Origin of the sequence: Rhodovulum tesquicola (assembly GCF_024128855.1) — a bacterium.
In the GTDB taxonomy this organism is placed as follows: domain Bacteria; phylum Pseudomonadota; class Alphaproteobacteria; order Rhodobacterales; family Rhodobacteraceae; genus Rhodovulum; species Rhodovulum tesquicola.
In genome coordinates this window covers 25,996-42,652 of the sequence record NZ_JAMYDV010000003.1, presented here as the reverse complement: position 1 = coordinate 42,652, position 16,657 = coordinate 25,996, and the positions used below count along the sequence as shown (strand labels likewise).

Genomic DNA, 16,657 nt, shown 5'->3' with positions numbered 1-16,657 from the left:
CGGATGGATGGCCGACGGCGATCTGTATTCGACCGCTGCACGGCGGGCGTCTGGCCATGGGTCGTCATGGTGGTCCGGCCGAGTTGCGCCGAAAGCGGCGGGGACGCGCGCGGGGGCGTCAATCGGCCTTGCGGAACGCCGTGGGCGTGATCCCGGTTCGGGACTGGAAGGCGCGGGTGAAATAGGCTGGCGAGGCATAGCCCAGCGCAGACGCGATCTCCTTGATGGGGGCGCGGGTGTCGGCCAGAAGGCGGCGTGCCTCGCCGATCTTGCGCTCGGCCAGCAGGTCCGAGGCGCTGCGCCCGCAGGTCTGGTTGCAGGTCCGCGTCAGATGCGTCGACGTCACGCCCAGGTCGGCGGCATAGCCCGCGACCGATTTGGCCGTGCGGAAGTCCTTTTCGACCAGCGCGGCAAAGCCCGCAACCAGCCGCCTCGCCGAGACGGGCACGGATGTCACATCCTCGGCCAGTTCGATCTGACGCTCCAGCCAGACCGAGATCAGCCCGGCATAATGCCGGATCGCCCGCCGCGCGCCCGGGCGCTTTTGTGTCAACTCCCGGTCCAGGCCGTCCAGAAGCCCCGTGATCTCGACCTGCACCTGGCCGTCGCGGATGCGCAGATGGTGGGGCGTGTCGGGCAGATCCAGATCGGCCATTCCCGGGAACATCACCGCCGAGCCATAGACCTGGCCCGTCATCTCGAATCCGTGCATCGTGCGCGGCGGGATGAAGATCGCGTTATGCGGGCCGTAGCCGCGGGTAACGCCAGCCACCGTGATCCGGCCCTGGCCCTTGGTGATCCACAGAAGCTGCGGCGCGGAATAGCTGCGCATCGCCTCTGCCCGCCAGCGGCTGCCCTGTGTCAGGCGCGAGAACGGCACGATCCGGATGTCGGGAAACAGGCTCATGGCGACAACTTCGCTGAGGAGGGCGCGGCAAAAAGGGGCGCCTGGACGGAAGGGGCAGGTTCGAATCAGGCAAAGATTGACCGATTCGTGCCGCAGGGTAAAGCGAAAGAGGTTGGATTCGTCTCCGTTTCCGCCGGGCCTCTGTCAGGTGGCGGCGATCCGTCGCCATGCGCCCAGCTTGGAGCGGAACCAGGTGCGCTGGCGTTTTGCATATTGCCGCGAGGCGATCTTGGCGGCTGCAATGGCGTCTTCCAGCGCCATCTCGCCGCGCAGATGGGCGACGAGTTCCGGCGCGCCGATGGCCCGTGCCGACAGCAGCCGCGTATCCCAGCGCGGCAGGTTCGTGCGCACCTCGTCCAGCGCGCCGCCGGCGATCATCGCGTCGAAACGGGTGTCGATCCGGGCGTTCAGCCAGTCCTTGCGGGCGTCGATGACCAGCGGCTGGGCGGCGGCCAGCGGCAGAAGCGGCGGTGGCGTGGCATCCTGCCACTCCGCCAGCCCCCGGCCAGTGGCGTGCAGCACCTCCCAGGCGCGCTGTATGCGGACGGGGTTCTGCCGGTCGATCCGCGCGGCCGTCGTGGCGTCCAGTTCGGCCAGCAGTCCCGCGGCATCGCCTGCGGCGATCCGCGCATCGGCCTCGGCCCTTATCGCGGGCGGGGTGGCCGGGATCTCGGCCAGCCCCTCGGTCAGCGCGGTGAAGTAAAGCCCGGTGCCGCCAACGATGATCGGCCGGTCGGGACCCGCAAGGATCGGGGCCAGTTCGCGCAGCCAGTGGCCCACGGAGTAATCCGAATTCCAGCCGACATGGCCATAAAGCACATGCGGCGCGCGGTTTTCCTCGTCGGACGTGGGCCGGGCAGTCAGCACGCGCCAACCTTCGAACACCTGCAACGCATCGGCATTCACGATCACGCCGCCCTGTCCCTCTGCGATTGCCAGCGCCAGCGCCGACTTGCCGCTGGCGGTGGGTCCGGCGATCAGCACCGGGCGGGCAGGATCGAGTTCGGGCAGTTCCATGCGGGCAGGGGCCTCGTTCTGCGTTGAACCTGTCAGCCTTTTCCGACATTTTGCGCCCGACACAAGAGAACGGGCAGAGGCAGACCCTATGAACGACACCGGCGCCACGCAAGCGAAGCCCAAATACAGGCGGGTGATGCTGAAAATCTCGGGCGAGGCGCTGATGGGCGACCAGGTCTACGGGCTGCACCCGCCAACCGTGGAACGCATCGCCCGAGAGGTGAAATCGGTCCGCGACCTCGGCGTCGAGATCTGCATGGTGATCGGCGGCGGCAACATCTTTCGCGGGCTTCAGGGGAGCGCGCAGGGGATGGAGCGCACGACCGCCGATTACATGGGGATGCTGGCCACCGTGATGAACGCGCTTGCGATGCAGTCCGCTCTGGAAGGGATGGGCGTCTTCTGCCGGGTCATCAGCGCGATCCGGATGGACGAGGTTTGCGAGCCCTATATCCGCCGCCGTGCCGTGCGCCATCTGGAGAAGGGGCGGGTCTGCATCTTTGCCGCCGGAACCGGCAACCCTTACTTCACGACGGATACCGCCGCAACGCTGCGCGCGAACGAGATGGCCTGCGAGGCGATCTTCAAGGGCACCAAGGTCGATGGCGTCTATGACAAGGACCCGATGAAGGCTGCCGACGCCGTGCGCTATGACGACATCACCTATGATGACGTTCTCGTGAAGAATCTCAAGGTCATGGACGCCTCGGCGATCGCGCTGGCGCGCGACAACGACCTGCCGATCATCGTCTTCAGCCTGGACGAACCCGGCGGTTTCCGCGGCATCCTTGCCGGGGAAGGCACCTATACAATCGTCCACGGTTAGCGTTATAGCAACCTGTATCCGCGACAAGGACCCCAAGCAGAAGAGTTCAGACCGATGGCCGACGACGAGCTGGAAATCGACCTTGACGACCTTCAGCGCCGGATGGACGGCGCGATGGCCGCACTCAGGCATGAATTCGCCTCGCTGCGCACGGGGCGCGCATCGGCCTCGATGGTCGAGCCGATTCAGGTCGATGCCTATGGCGCGCTGACGCCGATCAACCAGGTGGCGACGGTGAACGTGCCGGAACCCCGTATGGTGACCATCAATGTCTGGGACAAGGCGCTGGTGAACAAGGTCGAGAAGGCAATCATGGAATCGGGACTGGGGATCAATCCGCAGAAGAACGGCACCATCATCATGCTGCCGATTCCCGAACTGAACGAGGAACGCCGCCGCGAACTGACCCGTGTGGCAGCCCAATATGCCGAACATGCTCGTGTGGCGGTGCGCAATGTGCGCCGCGACGGCATGGAACAGATCAAGAAAGCAAAGAACGCGGGGATGAGCGAGGACGATCAGAAGATCTGGCATGACGAAATCCAGGATCTGACCGACAGGCACATTGCCCTGATCGACAAGGCGCTCGAAAGCAAGCAGCAGGAAATCATGCAGGTCTGAGACCTGGCGGGTCGGAGAGGGGGCGGCGTGGCCGTGAAGGACAACCAGCATACCGGCCCGGCCCATGTGGCGGTGATCATGGACGGCAACGGCCGCTGGGCGCAAATGCGCGGTCGCCCGCGCCTTTTCGGTCATCAGGCGGGCGCGCGGCGTGTGCGCGAGATCCTCGAGGCATGTCCGGAACTCGGCATCCGCTACCTCACCATCTTCGCCTTCTCGACCGAGAACTGGAAACGCACTCAGGCCGAGGTGACCGGGCTGATGACGCTGTTCCGCCGCTACATCCAGAAGGAGGCGCAGTCGCTTCTGGACAATGGCGTGCGGGTGCGCTTCATCGGCGACCGCGACCGGCTGGAGCCCAAGCTCGTGCGCATGATGCGCGGGCTGGAACAACTGACCGAGGGCAACGACCTCGTGCATCTGACCGTTGCGATCAACTATGGCGGTCGGGACGAGGTGGCGCGGGCCACCCGGCGGCTGGCGCGCGAGGTGGCGGCGGGGCGTCTGGACCCCGAGGATGTGGATGCCGAGACGCTGCCGCGCTTTCTCGACACGTGCCTTCTGCCCGATCCCGACCTGGTGATCCGCACTTCCGGCGAAGCACGGATATCGAATTTCCTGCTCTGGCAGTCGGCCTATGCGGAATACGAATTCACGCCGGTCCTGTGGCCCGATTTCACGGCCGCCCATTTTGCCGAGATCGTCGGGAATTACAGCACCCGTGAACGGCGGTTCGGGGCGGTCAGCGCCTGATGGCGGTTCGGGGCTCGTGGGAGGATCTGTCGGCTCGACTGATCTCGGGCGCGGCGATGGCCGTGGTCGGTGTTGTGCTGATCGCGCTGGGCGGAATCTGGTTCGCCATGCTCGCGGCAGCGGTCTCGGGCCTGATGGTGTGGGAACTTGGCCGCATGATCGCCCCGCAGGACCGGCGCGGGCCGGTGGCGCTGGGGCTGTTGTCGGGCGCCGCCGTGTTAGCCGCCTGGGCCTTGCCGGGGATCTACGCGCTGCCGCTGCTGGCCGCACCTGCGCTGGTCGGTGCCGGGCAGATGCCGCGCGACCGGGTGATCTATGGCGCCTATGCGCTGGCGATCCTTGTGGCGGGCTATGGGCTGGCCAGTTTCCGGGGCGATTACGGCATGGTCTGGCTGATATGGCTGGTGCTGGTGGTGATCGCGACCGATGTGGCGGGCTATTTCGCGGGCCGGTTCATCGGCGGGCCGAAATTCTGGCCGCGCGTCAGCCCGAAAAAGACCTGGTCGGGCACCGTGGCAGGCTGGGTCTCGGCCGCGCTGATCGGGGCGATCTTCCTGACCTTCACCAATGCGGGACGCGATCTGCCCTGGATATCGGTGGCGCTGTCCTTTGCCAGCCAGATGGGCGATGTCGCCGAAAGCGCGCTCAAACGCCGCATGGGGGTCAAGGACAGTTCTTCGCTCTTGCCCGGCCATGGCGGTCTGTTGGACAGGTTCGACGGCCTTCTGGGCGCGGCGCTGCTGATGCTGCTGGTGGCCCAGATCGTTTATGTTCCCGAAGTGAGGTTCTGAAAAAGGCATGGCACGGCGGATCACGATTTTCGGCGCCACCGGCTCGATCGGCGAGAACACGGTCGACCTGCTGACCCGGCAGGGTGGGGCGGCGGAATATGACGTGGTTGCGCTGACCGGCGGGCGCAACGTTGCGCGGTTGGCCGAACAGGCGCGCGCGCTTCGGGCCGATATCGCAGTGACCGCGCATGAGGATTGCTATGACGATCTGAAGGCCGCGCTGGCAGGCTCGGGGGTCGAGGCCGCGGCCGGGCCGCAGGCGCTGGCCGAGGCTGCGGACCGTCCCGCCGACTGGATCATGTCGGCCATCGTGGGCGCTGCGGGTCTGGTGCCGGGGATGCGGGCGCTGCGCCATGGCACGACGCTGGCGCTGGCCAACAAGGAAAGCCTGGTGACCGCCGGGCCGCTGCTGCTGGCGACGGCGGCGCAGCATGGCGCGCGCATCCTGCCGGTGGACAGCGAACATTCGGCGATCTTCCAGGCCCTTGTCGGCGAGGAGATCGAGGCGGTCGAGCGCATCGTCATCACCGCGTCTGGCGGGGCGTTCCGCGACTGGCCGATCGAGGCGCTGAAGAACGCCACCCCCGAACAGGCGTCGTCGCATCCCAACTGGGCGATGGGGCAACGGATCACGGTCGACAGCGCATCCATGTTCAACAAGGCACTGGAACTTATTGAAACAAAAGAATATTTTGGGATAGATCCCGACAGGATCGAGGCCGTCGTCCATCCCGAGTCGCTGATCCATGCGCTGGTCGGATTCCGTGACGGCGCGATCATGGCCCATGTCGGCCCACCCGACATGCGGCACGCCATCGGCTATGCGCTGAACTGGCCGGACCGGCGCGACCTGCCGGTGGCGCGGCTCGATCTGGTGCAGATCGGCCAGCTCAATTTCCGCCCCGCCTGCGAAGCCCGCTGGCCCGCGCTGCGGCTTGCGCGCGAGGTGATGCGGGCGGGCGGGCTGACCGGGGCCGCCTTCAACGCCGCCAAGGAGGCGGCGCTGGACGCCTTCCTCGCCCGGCAGATCGGGTTCACCCAGATGGCCGAGGTGGTCGAGGCGGTGCTGGCCCGGCTGTCCGGCGACAGCCTTCTGACAAATTCGCCCGAAAGCCTTGAGAAAGTGCTGGAAACGGACCATCTGGCACGGCAGGCGGCGGCGGAGATCGTCCGCGGTCTGGAACACTAGATCAGTCACAAGCCAGGACCCTGAGCATTTGGATCTCCTTTCGCTGATTCCCTCCGCGGGGAACCTCGTCTTCACGGTCGGCGCCTTCGTTCTGGCGCTGTCGATCATCGTCACCGTTCACGAATACGGCCACTACATCGTCGGCCGCTGGTCGGGCATCAAGGCAGAGGTGTTCTCGATCGGGTTCGGGCCGGTTCTGGTTTCGCGCACCGACCGCCATGGGACGCAATGGCAGATCGCAGCCCTTCCGCTGGGCGGCTATGTGCGATTCATGGGGGATGCCAGCGCCTCGTCTGCGCGGCCCTCGCCCGAGGTTGCGGGCATGGATCAGGATACGCGGCGCCACACGATGCATGGCGCGCCGCTCTGGGCGCGGACGGCGACGGTGGCGGCGGGGCCCCTGTTCAACTTCGCGCTCGCGATCCTGGTCTTCGCAGCCCTGTCGCTGGTGCGCGGAGTCGCTCTCGAGCCGCCCACCGTGGGGTCGCTGGCCGACCTGCCGCAAGGCATGGCCGAGCGGTCTGCGCTGGCGCCCGGCGACACGATCCTGGCGCTGAACGGCATGCCGACGCCCGATTACACGCGTTTCTACGAGGTTGTGGCGACGCTGCCGACCGATGCCGCGCCCGTCTATACCGTGCGCCGCGACGGGGTCGAACGCGACGTGACCGGCCCGTATCCCTTCCCGCCGATCGTGGGCACGGTCCAGCCCCGGACCGCGGCCGCCGAGGCGGGGCTGAGACCCGGCGATGTTGTGCTGGCCATTCAGGGTGAGCCGATCAACGCGTTCCGCGAGTTGCAGGCGCGCGTGGCCGAGACCGGCGGGCAGCCAGTCACGGTCAGCATCTGGCGTGCGGGCGAGACGATGGAGTTCGACCTGACGCCCAAATCGATGGACCTGCCGATGTCCGACGGCAGTTTCCAGACGCGCTGGCTGATCGGGATGACCGGCGCGCTGGCCTTCGAAAGCGCCACCCGCATGCCCGGGCCGGTCGAGGCGCTGGGCGAAGGGGTGGGCCAGTTGGGCTTCATCCTTCAGTCGAGCCTGTCGGCGCTTTATCACATGGTCACGGGCGCGATCAGCTCGTGCAACCTGTCGGGGCCGATCGGCATCGCCGAAAGCTCGGGCGCAGCGGCCAGCCAGGGGCTTGAAACATTCATCTGGTTCATCGCTGTGCTGTCGGCGGCGGTGGGACTTCTGAACCTGTTCCCGATCCCGGTCCTCGATGGCGGGCATCTGGTGTTCTACCTCTACGAAGGGATCACCGGCCGGCCGCCGAGCGACCGGGCGATGCGCTTCCTGACGGCGGTCGGCCTGGCGATGCTGCTGGGACTCATGGCCTTTGCCCTGACAAACGACCTGGTCTGCCCCTGATGCTTTCGCGCCCCTGAATTGGACCCGGCCCTCTTGCTGCCACAATGCGCGGTCAGGATGAGCGCAGGTTCGCAACTCGGGGCAGACGGACGGATTCGGCATGGGCCAGGCCATCGAAACCCTTCGCGACGGCTTGCGCGGGCTGTCGCTGTTGATGCAGTTGAACGGGGACAGGCTGCTCTTTCCCTTTGCAATAGCACTTGCGCTCATGCTGGGCGGCTGGCTCACGGGGCTCTGAGCGCTGCGCGGCAGGGGCGTTCCGAGATCCTTTCATCGGCCGTTGCCCGGCTGAGGGATGAGGGCAACGCGCGCCGTTTTCCCGGTCCTGACCTTTTGACATCCTCCGGCGTTCCCGGTAGCTAAAGTCACAGAAAAAACACGTCAGGGCGGGACGGCGACATGTCAATTTCTGCACGCGGGAACCTCGGCCGGCGCGGTCGGGCTCATCTACTGGCGGCGACGGTGCTGCTGGGCAGCGCGGGGGCCGTGGCGCTTGTGCCGCAGGCGGTGCAGGCGCAGACCTACCGCTTCTCGTCGGTCGAGGTGAACGGCAACCAGCGCATCGATGCCGCGACGATCCTTTCCTATGCCGGGATCGCCCGGGGCGAAGCGGTGTCGGCGGCGCGGCTGAACGATGCCTATCAAGCGATTTCGGGCAGCGGACTGTTCGAGGCGGTCGAGCTTTCGCCCCGCGGCAACACGCTGGTGATCAATGTCACCGAATATCCCACGATCAACCGCATCGCGTTCGAGGGCAACGCCCGGATCAAGGATGATGACCTCGCCTCGATCGTCCGTTCGCAATCGCGCCGGGTCTACTCGCCCAGCATGGCCGAGACCGATGCCGCCGCCATCGTAACGGCCTATGAACAACAGGGCCGACTGGCCGCCAGCGTCACGCCCAAGATCATCCGCCGGTCCGAAAATCGTGTTGACCTGGTCTTCGAGATCGTCGAGGGCGCCGTGGTCGAGATCGAGCGCATCTCGTTCGTCGGCAACCGGGCATATTCGGAAAGCCGCCTCCGGCGGGCACTGGGGACCAAGCAGGCAGGCATCCTGCGCCGGATCATTCGGTCAGACACTTTCATCGCCGACCGGATCGAGTTCGACAAGCAGGTGCTGAGCGACTTCTACACCTCGCGCGGTTTTGTCGATTTCCAGGTGCTGTCGGTTGCGCCGGAACTGACGCGCAATCGCGACGGCTATCTTCTGACCTTCACCATCCGCGAGGGCCAGCAGTTCCGCTTCGGGCGGGTAACGACGGTGTCCGATCTTGCCGAGGTCGATGCGGACGAGTTCCAGCGCGCGGCAAACATCAAGCCGGGACAGGTCTACAGCCCGCTTGCCGTCGAGAATACCATCGCAAGGATGGAACGTCTGGCGACCCGCAAGGGGCTGAATTTCATCCGGGTCGAACCTCGCGTCGTGCGCAATGATCGCGATCTGACCCTGGACATCGAGTTTGCCGTCACGCGCGGACCGCGGATGTTCGTCGAACGCATCGACATCGAGGGCAACGCCACCACGCTCGACCGGGTGGTGCGCCACCAGTTCCGCACCGTCGAGGGCGATCCGTTCAATCCGCGTGAAATCCGCGAGGCTGCCGACCGAATCCGCGCACTGGGCTTCTTCTCGCGCAGCGATGTCACCGCGCGCGAGGGCAGTGCACCCGACCAGATGGTGGTGAATGTCGATGTCGAGGAACAGCCCACAGGCTCGCTCGCGTTCGGGCTCAGCTATTCCGAGGTCAACGGCGCGGGCGCCGCGATCACGTTCACCGAATCGAATTTCCTTGGCCGCGGGCAGCTTCTGAGCTTTCGCATAGACACCGGAACCGACAATTCCACATCGCGCTTCGTCTTCGCCGAACCCGCCTTTCTCGGTCGGGATGTACGCTTCGGCTTCTCGGCGGTCTATGCCGAGACCGACGGTCGCTACAACGCCGAATACGACACGAGGCTGATCGAGATTTCGCCGTCGCTGCAATTCCCGCTCTCGGAAAGCAGCCGGCTGCAAGTGCGCTATACCGCGGGTGAAGGGAACATCCGCAACTATGCGGGCGATTCGGCGATCATCCAGGCCGATGCGGATCGCGGTGCCCTCACCTATTCCAAGATCGGCTATACCTACAGCTACGACTCTCGCCGGACAGGGCTCGACCCGAATTCCGGCATCCGGCTGGAGTTCAGTCAGGATTACGCAGGTCTTGGCGGCGATCTGGAATATATCGAGACCACCGCGCTGGTCGGGGCGCAGACCATGGTCTGGAACGAGGAAATCACGCTGCGGGCCGAGCTTGAGGGCGGCGTTCTGTCGATGCTGGGCAACGAGGACAGTCGGCTTCTGGATCGCTATTTCCTGAACGGCAAGATCCGCGGCTTCGAGGGCAACGGGATCGGCCCGCGCGACCCGGGCGCAGATGGTATCCTCAAATCCGGCGACGAGGCGCTTGGCGGGAACATGTTCGTCGTGGCCCGCTTCGAGGCGGAGTTCCCGCTGGGCCTGCCAGAGGAATACGGGATCACCGGCGGCCTGTTTGCCGATGTGGGCTCGGTCTGGAATCTCGACAGTCCGGGCGGAGTCGATGACGGTTTCAGCCTGCGCTCGGCGGTCGGTGTCTCGATCTTCTGGGACACACCGATCGGGCCCTTGCGATTCAACTTCTCCGAGGCAGTGAAGAAGAAGGACTATGACCGGACCCAGAATTTCGACCTGACAATCTCGACCCGGTTCTAGGCACATGCAAGGGACGCGCGCGGCGGTTCTGGCCGTCCTGCTGGCGGCTCTGGCGGCGATGTCAGCCCCGGCACAGGAGGTGCCCTTCCTGCGCAGCCCCGTGCTGACCCTGGATCAGGAGCGGTTGTTCGTCGACAGCCAGACCGGCCGCGCCTTGACCGAAGCGCTTGAGGACGCAAGCGCGGCGCTTGCCGCGGAGAACCGTCAGATCGAGGCCGAACTGATCGCCGAAGAGCGCGACCTGACCGAACGTCGCGCGGCCCTGCCGCCCGAAGAGTTCCGCGCGATGGCCGAAGCCTTCGACGAAAAGGTGGTCGAGACCCGCCGCGTGCAGGATGCCAAGGCGCGCGCCCTTGCCCAGCGCCGGGAGGCGGGTCAGCAGGCGTTCTACCGACAGGTGCTGCCGCTGGTTGCAGAGATCGTGCGCGAGAGGGGCGGGGTCGTGGTGCTGGAACGGGACGCGGTGATCCTGTCCGCCGAACAGGTTGACATCACCGACGAGGCCATCGCGGCAATAGACGCCCGCCTTGTGCCCGAGGCGTTGGACCCATCCGGAGCAGGCCCCGAAACCGGCGGTGAGGCATCGGCCGAGTAGCCCGGCTTGCCGCGGACGAGGGGAGTTGCTAGGGCTGCCGGATGCCGGGCCGCGCGCCCGGGCCGAGTGCAAGGAGTATGTTCAGATGACCAGTGCCCCCGCGACCGAGGTCGTGACCGAAGCCGACATCGAGCTGATCCAGCGGGTCATTCCGCATCGTTACCCTTTCCTGCTGGTCGACCGCGTGACGCGGATCGTGCCCCATGAAAGCGCGGTGGGCATCAAGAACGTGACCTTCAACGAGCCACATTTCCAGGGCCATTTCCCCGGCACCCCGGTCATGCCGGGTGTGACCATCATCGAGGCCATGGCCCAGACCGCGGCGGTCATGGCGGGCCTGTCGCTGGGCAAGGTCGACAGCCAGCTTCTGGTCTATTTCATGGCCATCGACAGCGCCAAGTTCCGCCGCAAGGTGGGGCCCGGCGACGTGCTGGAGTTGCACATCACCGTCAAGCGAAGCGGAAAGAAGGTCTGGAAATTCGCGGGCGTCGCGATGGTGGGCGACGAGGTCGCCGCCGAGGCCGAATTCACCGCGATGATGGACCTGCCGCAGGAGTAGGAATATGGCCATCGACCCGACCGCCCGCATTCACCCGTCCGCCATCGTCGAAGACGGCGCCCAGATTGGCCCGGGCTGCGTCATCGGCCCGTTCTCGGTGATCGGGCCCAAGGTGCGTCTGGGGGCAGGGGTCGAGATCAAGAGCCACGCCATCGTCACCGGCCTGACCGAGATCGGCGAGGGCACGGTGATCTTCCCCTTCGCCAATATCGGCGACATCCCGCAGGACCTGAAATACCGCGGCGAGGACACCCGCCTGATCGTCGGCGCGCGCAACCGCATCCGCGAGGGCGTCACGATGAACACCGGCACCGAGGGCGGCGGCGGCATTACCCGGGTCGGTGACGATTGCCTGTTCATGATGGGCGCCCATGTCGCCCATGACGCGCAGGTGGGCGACCGGGTCATCATGGTCAACAACTCGGCGCTGGCCGGGCATTGCGTCATTGGCGACGACGTGATCATCGGCGGGCTGTCGGGCATCCATCAATTCGTGCGGGTCGGCCGCGGCGCGATCATCGGCGCGGTGACGATGGTGACGAATGATGTCATTCCCTATGGTCTGGTGCAGGGGCCGCGCGGCGTGCTGGACGGGCTGAACCTTGTCGGGCTTAAACGCCGCGGTGTCGCGCGCGAGGATATCTCGGCGCTGCGCGCGGCCTTTCAGGCGCTGGCGCAGGGCGAGGGCGCGTTCATGGATCGCGCTCGCCGCATCCATGCGGAAACCGACAGCCCCCATGTCCGCGAGATGGTCGAGTTCGTGCTGGCCGATACCGACCGCTCCTTCCTGACCCCGCGCTGATGGTAGGCGCGACCGCCCTCATCGCCGGACGCGGCGCGCTGCCCGCCCATCTGGCCCGCGCGCTGGCAGCCTCGGGCAAGCCCTTTCTGATCGCCGAGGTCGAGGGGTTCGCGATGGAAAACCCCGGCGGGCTTCCGGTCACGCGCTTCGCGCTTGAACGGCTGGCGCTCCTGTTCGACCATCTGCACGAGAACGGCGTGACCCGCGTGGTGATGGCCGGCGCCGTGACCCGGCCGCGGCTTGACCCCGAACGCATCGACCCGCGCACCGCGCAATTGCTGCCCCGGATCGTCCCCGCGCTGGCGCAGGGCGACGACGCGACCCTGCGCGCGGTGATCGCGCTGTTCGAGGAGGAAGGCTTTGCCGTGCTGGGCGCCGAGGCCGTGGCGCCCGACCTGCTGCCGCCGCCCGGCGTGCTGACGCGCGCGCAACCCTCGCCGGCCGACGAACGCGATGCCGCCCGCGCCGCGCAGATCGTTGCGGCGCTGGGGGCGGCGGATGTGGGGCAGGGAGCGGTGGTGGCACAGGGGCTCTGCCTTGCGGTCGAGGCGCTGCCCGGCACCGACGCGATGCTGGCCTGGGTGGCCGAGGTCGCAGGCGCCTGCCGCCCCGATCCGAAGGGCGCCATGGGCGTGGTCTGCAAGGCCCCGAAGCCGGGACAGGATCGCCGTGTGGACCTGCCTGCCATCGGCCCCGCCACGGTCGAGGCCGCCGCGCGCGCGGGCCTTGCCGGGATCGTTGTCGAGGCGGGGGGCGTTCTGCTGCTCGACCCCGCCGAAACCGTCGCCCGCGCCGATCGGGCCGGGCTGTTCCTCTGGGTCCGGACCCCGTGAGCCGCCCGCCGCGGTTCTTCCTGATCGCGGGCGAGCCTTCGGGCGATGCGCTTGGCGCGGCGCTGATGGCGGGGCTCAAGTCCCTGGCGCCGGGGGTCGCGTTCCACGGCGTCGGCGGCCCGCTGATGCAGGCAGAGGGGCTGACCAGCCTCTTTCCGATGGACGAGCTGTCGGTCATGGGCATCGCCGAGGTGCTGCCGCGCTATTTCGCGCTGAAACGCCGGATCGCCCAATCCGCCGACGCGGTGCTGCGTCTGCAACCGGATGCGCTGATCACCATCGACAGCCCGGATTTTTCCCTGCGCGTCGCCGCCCGCGTGAAAGCCGGGGGCCGCATCCGCACCGTGCATTACGTCGCCCCCACCGTCTGGGCCTGGCGGCCGAAACGCGCGGCCCGAATGGCGCGGGTGATAGACCAGGTGCTTGCGCTGTTCCCGTTCGAGCCGCCCTTCATGCAGGCCGAAGGCATGCGTTGCGATTTCGTCGGCCACCCGGTCGTCGCCCAGCCGCACGCCACGCCCGCAGAGGCCGCTGCCTTTCGCGCCGCTCATGGCATCGCGCCCGATGCGCAGCTTGTCCTTGCCCTGCCCGGATCGCGCCGGGGCGAGGTTGCGCGGCTTGCCCCGGTCTTCGGAGCCGCGCTCGCCCCCGTTCTGGCCCGCCACCCGGCGCTGCGCGTCGTGGTGCCCGCCGCCACCCCGGTCGCCGAGGCGGTCCAGCACCTGATCCGCGACTGGCCCGGCACGCCGCTGGTGCTGGACCCCCGCCGCGCCGCGCCCTCGGACAAGCGCGCCGCGTTTGCCGCGGCCGACCTGGCGCTGGCCGCGTCGGGCACGGTCTCGCTGGAACTGGCCGCGAATTGCGTGCCCATGGTGATCGCCTATGACATGAACTGGCTCAGTCGGCAGATCATCGGCCGGATGCTGCGGCTCGACACGGTGACGCTGGTCAATATCGTTTCCGAAACCCGCGCCGTGCCCGAATTCCTGGGCGCCGCCTGCAAGCCCGAGCCGATTGCCGCCGCGCTCCTGCGGCTTCTCGACGATCCCGAGGCCCGCGCCGCGCAACTGTCGGCCGCGCGCCTGACCATGACCCGGCTTGGGCAGGGTGGCGAGGCCCCCGGCCTGCGCGCCGCCCGCGCCGTCCTTGACGGGCTTGGCTGAGCCCTGGTGTTCTTCTTGGCAAAAATACCCATGTTCCCGCCGCCTGCCATCCCGCGGGGCGCCGGGGCAAGGGATCAGCCGCCCGCCCGGATCCAGCCCCCGCCCAGAACGCGCGTGCCCTCGGTCTCGTAGAAGACACAGGCCTGGCCCGGGCTCACGCCTTCCTCCGGGGTCAGCAACTCGACCACCGCCTCACGCTCGGAAACCGGCCGCAGGATCGCCTCGCGCGGCGGCCGGGTTGAGCGGACGCGCACCAGGACCGGCCATTCGGCCATTGTCCCGATCGGCGCATCGCCCAGCCAGTTCACCTCGCCGAGATGCACCAGCCGCGTGGCCAGCATCTCTTTCGGCCCGACGATCACCTGCCGAGCGTCCACGTCCAGCCGCACCACGAAAAGCGGCTCGGCCAGCCCGCCGATCCCCAGCCCCCGGCGCTGGCCGATGGTGTAGTGGATCACGCCCTCATGCACCCCCAGCACGCGGCCATCGGCATGCACGATCTCGCCCGGCTCGGCCGCGCCCGGGCGCAGCTTCTCGATGACCGAGGCATAATTGCCCTCGGGGACGAAACAGATGTCCTGGCTGTCGGGCTTGTCGGCCACGGGCAGCCCGTATTTCGCCGCCAACGCCCGGGTCGCGGCCTTGTCGGGCAGGCCCCCCAGCGGAAAGCGCAGGAAATCGAGCTGCTCGCGGGTCGTCGAGAACAGGAAATAGGACTGGTCGCGGGCAGGATCGGCCGCACGGTGCAGTTCCGGCCCCTGCGCGCCCTCCATCCGCCGGATGTAATGCCCGGTCGCCATGCAGTCGGCATCAAGTTCCCTTGCCGTTTCCAGCAGGTCGCGGAACTTGACCCTTTCGTTGCAGCGGATGCAGGGCACGGGCGTCGCGCCCGCCAGATAGGCGTCCGCAAATTCCTCGATCACGGCCTCACGAAAGGCGTTTTCGTAGTCCAGGACATAATGGGGGAATCCCACCTGCTCGGCCACCCGTCGGGCGTCGTGGATGTCCCGCCCGGCGCAGCACGCGCCCTTTTTCGCCAGCGCGGCGCCGTGGTCGTAAAGCTGAAGCGTGATGCCCACCACGTCATAGCCTTCTTCGGCAAGCTGAGCGGCGACAACCGAACTGTCGACGCCGCCCGACATGGCGACGAGCACGCGGGTTTCCGCCTCGGGCTTGGCAAAGCCCAGCGAATTCAGCGGGCGAGTCGCGCTGTCAAGCGGCATGGGAGCACTCCTGGGCAACATTCGCAGGGAATATAGGAAAATGCGACATACTCTCAACCCCTGGCTTCACCCCCCCTTAAGCATGGCGGGCCAGTTTCGGGGCAGCCGCAAGAGGGACGATAGCCGATGTTTCTGAAACGCATCGACGGGCCGCGGACCGTCACGCTGCCCGATGGAACGACCATGACGCGGGCCGACCTGCCGCCGGTGGATACGCGCCGCTGGGTCGCCAGCCGCAAGGCTGCCGTGGTCAAGGCCGTCGCCGCCGGGCTGATTTCGGAGACCGAGGCGCTGGAGCGCTATTCGCTGTCGGAGGAAGAATTGGACAGCTGGCGTCGTGCGGTGCGCGAACACGGGCTGAGGGCTTTGAAGGTTACGGCGTTGAAGGAGTTCAGACAACCCTGACGCGAAATTAACTGGACAACTTAAAATTGTAAATGCTAGAGTCAAGCTTAAGGTAAGGTGAAGTTAACCAAATCTCGTCAGGGTTCGCAAAACGTTCGACGACTTAACGGAGACCCCAGCCATGCGCGTGCTTCTGGTGGAAGACGACCCGACAACGGCGAAAAGCATCGAGCTGATGCTAACCCACGCCAATCTGAACGTCTATACGACTGATCTTGGTGAGGAAGGCATCGATCTTGCAAAGCTCTACGATTACGACCTGATCCTGCTCGATCTGAACCTGCCGGACATGAACGGCCACGAGGTTCTGCGCCAGTTGCGCCTTGCGCGCATCGACACGCCGATCCTGATTCTGTCTGGCGCGGCGGATACCGAGAACAAGATCAAGGGATTTGGCTTCGGTGCCGACGACTACATGACCAAGCCGTTCCACCGCGAGGAACTGGTCGCACGCATCCACGCGATCATCCGCCGGTCCAAGGGGCATGCCCAGTCGGTCATCCGCACCGGACGCATCGAGGTGAATCTCGACGCCAAGACGGTCGATGTCGAGGGCAAACCCGTGCATCTGACCGGCAAGGAATACCAGATGCTGGAACTGCTCTCGCTGAGAAAGGGCACGACGCTGACCAAGGAGATGTTCCTCAACCATCTCTATGGCGGCATGGACGAGCCCGAGTTGAAGATCATCGACGTCTTCATCTGCAAGCTGCGCAAGAAGCTGGCCCAGGCCACGGGCGGCGACACCTATATCGAAACGGTCTGGGGCCGGGGCTATGTGCTGCGTGATCCCGAACCGGTGCGCGACCTGCCACGCTCCATCGCCCTTGGCGCGTGACGTCCACGCGGCCCACGCGGCCGC

At 66.6% G+C, this 16,657-nt stretch carries 18 protein-coding genes; 15 read left to right on the top strand and 3 right to left on the bottom strand.

Annotated elements, in window-relative coordinates; all coding sequences use genetic code 11:
- Window positions 1-118: 118 nt before the first annotated feature.
- The gene (locus NHN26_RS04305) at window positions 119-907 is read right to left on the bottom strand and encodes an AraC family transcriptional regulator (RefSeq protein WP_253088287.1); all 789 of its coding nucleotides are present in this window, start codon (window positions 905-907) and stop codon (window positions 119-121) included.
- A 144-nt stretch (window positions 908-1,051) separates the two neighbouring features.
- Window positions 1,052-1,924, bottom strand: a complete 873-nt coding sequence (gene miaA / locus NHN26_RS04300) for a tRNA (adenosine(37)-N6)-dimethylallyltransferase MiaA (protein WP_253088286.1) — start codon at window positions 1,922-1,924, stop codon at window positions 1,052-1,054.
- 88 nt (window positions 1,925-2,012) lie between these two features.
- On the opposite strand from miaA, the gene pyrH reads away from it, so the two are divergent.
- From pyrH to lpxB, 13 genes are all read left to right on the top strand, one after another.
- Window positions 2,013-2,750 carry a UMP kinase gene (gene pyrH / locus NHN26_RS04295; RefSeq protein WP_253088285.1) on the top strand — a complete coding sequence of 246 codons (738 nt, stop codon included), beginning with the start codon at window positions 2,013-2,015 and terminating at the stop codon, window positions 2,748-2,750.
- 54 nt (window positions 2,751-2,804) lie between these two features.
- Window positions 2,805-3,371 carry a ribosome recycling factor gene (gene frr / locus NHN26_RS04290; protein ID WP_253088284.1) on the top strand — a complete coding sequence of 189 codons (567 nt, stop codon included), beginning with the start codon at window positions 2,805-2,807 and terminating at the stop codon, window positions 3,369-3,371.
- Between the two features lie 27 nt (window positions 3,372-3,398).
- Window positions 3,399-4,124, top strand: coding sequence for a polyprenyl diphosphate synthase (gene uppS / locus NHN26_RS04285; RefSeq protein WP_354595921.1), 726 nt, complete (start codon window positions 3,399-3,401; stop codon window positions 4,122-4,124).
- Entirely contained in the window at window positions 4,124-4,915 is a 792-nt protein-coding gene (locus NHN26_RS04280; protein ID WP_253088283.1) for a phosphatidate cytidylyltransferase, read from the top strand. The genes uppS and NHN26_RS04280 overlap by 1 nt, the downstream gene beginning before the upstream one ends.
- A gap of 7 nt (window positions 4,916-4,922) precedes the next feature.
- On the top strand, window positions 4,923-6,104 hold the full coding sequence (dxr, locus tag NHN26_RS04275) for a 1-deoxy-D-xylulose-5-phosphate reductoisomerase (protein ID WP_253088282.1): 1,182 nt from the start codon (window positions 4,923-4,925) through the stop codon (window positions 6,102-6,104).
- A 28-nt stretch (window positions 6,105-6,132) separates the two neighbouring features.
- The gene (gene rseP / locus NHN26_RS04270) at window positions 6,133-7,479 is read left to right on the top strand and encodes an RIP metalloprotease RseP (protein ID WP_253088281.1); all 1,347 of its coding nucleotides are present in this window, start codon (window positions 6,133-6,135) and stop codon (window positions 7,477-7,479) included.
- A gap of 100 nt (window positions 7,480-7,579) precedes the next feature.
- Window positions 7,580-7,717, top strand: a complete 138-nt coding sequence (locus NHN26_RS04265; RefSeq protein WP_253088280.1) for a hypothetical protein — start codon at window positions 7,580-7,582, stop codon at window positions 7,715-7,717.
- 161 nt (window positions 7,718-7,878) lie between these two features.
- Complete coding sequence (bamA, locus tag NHN26_RS04260) at window positions 7,879-10,215, top strand: outer membrane protein assembly factor BamA (RefSeq protein WP_253088279.1); 2,337 nt, start codon at window positions 7,879-7,881, stop codon at window positions 10,213-10,215.
- Window positions 10,216-10,219: 4 nt separating this feature from the next.
- Entirely contained in the window at window positions 10,220-10,810 is a 591-nt protein-coding gene (locus NHN26_RS04255) for an OmpH/Skp family outer membrane protein (protein ID WP_253088278.1), read from the top strand.
- 85 nt (window positions 10,811-10,895) lie between these two features.
- Entirely contained in the window at window positions 10,896-11,369 is a 474-nt protein-coding gene (gene fabZ, locus NHN26_RS04250; protein ID WP_253088277.1) for a 3-hydroxyacyl-ACP dehydratase FabZ, read from the top strand.
- Window positions 11,370-11,373: 4 nt separating this feature from the next.
- The gene (gene lpxA / locus NHN26_RS04245; RefSeq protein ID WP_253088276.1) at window positions 11,374-12,171 is read left to right on the top strand and encodes an acyl-ACP--UDP-N-acetylglucosamine O-acyltransferase; all 798 of its coding nucleotides are present in this window, start codon (window positions 11,374-11,376) and stop codon (window positions 12,169-12,171) included.
- Window positions 12,168-13,004 carry an LpxI family protein gene (locus NHN26_RS04240; RefSeq protein WP_253088450.1) on the top strand — a complete coding sequence of 279 codons (837 nt, stop codon included), beginning with the start codon at window positions 12,168-12,170 and terminating at the stop codon, window positions 13,002-13,004. The genes lpxA and NHN26_RS04240 overlap by 4 nt, the downstream gene beginning before the upstream one ends.
- A complete protein-coding gene (gene lpxB, locus NHN26_RS04235; protein WP_354595920.1) occupies window positions 13,001-14,167 on the top strand; it encodes a lipid-A-disaccharide synthase in 1,167 nt (388 codons plus the stop codon). Before NHN26_RS04240 ends, lpxB begins: the two co-directional genes overlap by 4 nt.
- A 74-nt stretch (window positions 14,168-14,241) precedes the next feature.
- Here the strand turns inward: lpxB and mnmA are convergent, their stop codons facing one another.
- The gene (gene mnmA, locus NHN26_RS04230) at window positions 14,242-15,390 is read right to left on the bottom strand and encodes a tRNA 2-thiouridine(34) synthase MnmA (RefSeq protein ID WP_253088275.1); all 1,149 of its coding nucleotides are present in this window, start codon (window positions 15,388-15,390) and stop codon (window positions 14,242-14,244) included.
- 126 nt (window positions 15,391-15,516) lie between these two features.
- Here mnmA and sciP point away from each other — a divergent pair, with 126 nt between their 5' ends.
- Together sciP and ctrA are read left to right on the top strand one after the other, a co-directional pair.
- Window positions 15,517-15,795 (top strand): CtrA inhibitor SciP, encoded by a 279-nt coding sequence (gene sciP / locus NHN26_RS04225; protein ID WP_253088274.1) that lies wholly within the window; start codon window positions 15,517-15,519, stop codon window positions 15,793-15,795.
- Window positions 15,796-15,916: 121 nt separating this feature from the next.
- Window positions 15,917-16,633: a response regulator transcription factor CtrA gene (gene ctrA / locus NHN26_RS04220; RefSeq protein WP_253088273.1), complete on the top strand. Its 717-nt coding sequence runs from the start codon at window positions 15,917-15,919 to the stop codon at window positions 16,631-16,633.
- The last annotated feature ends 24 nt before the right edge of the window (window positions 16,634-16,657 follow it).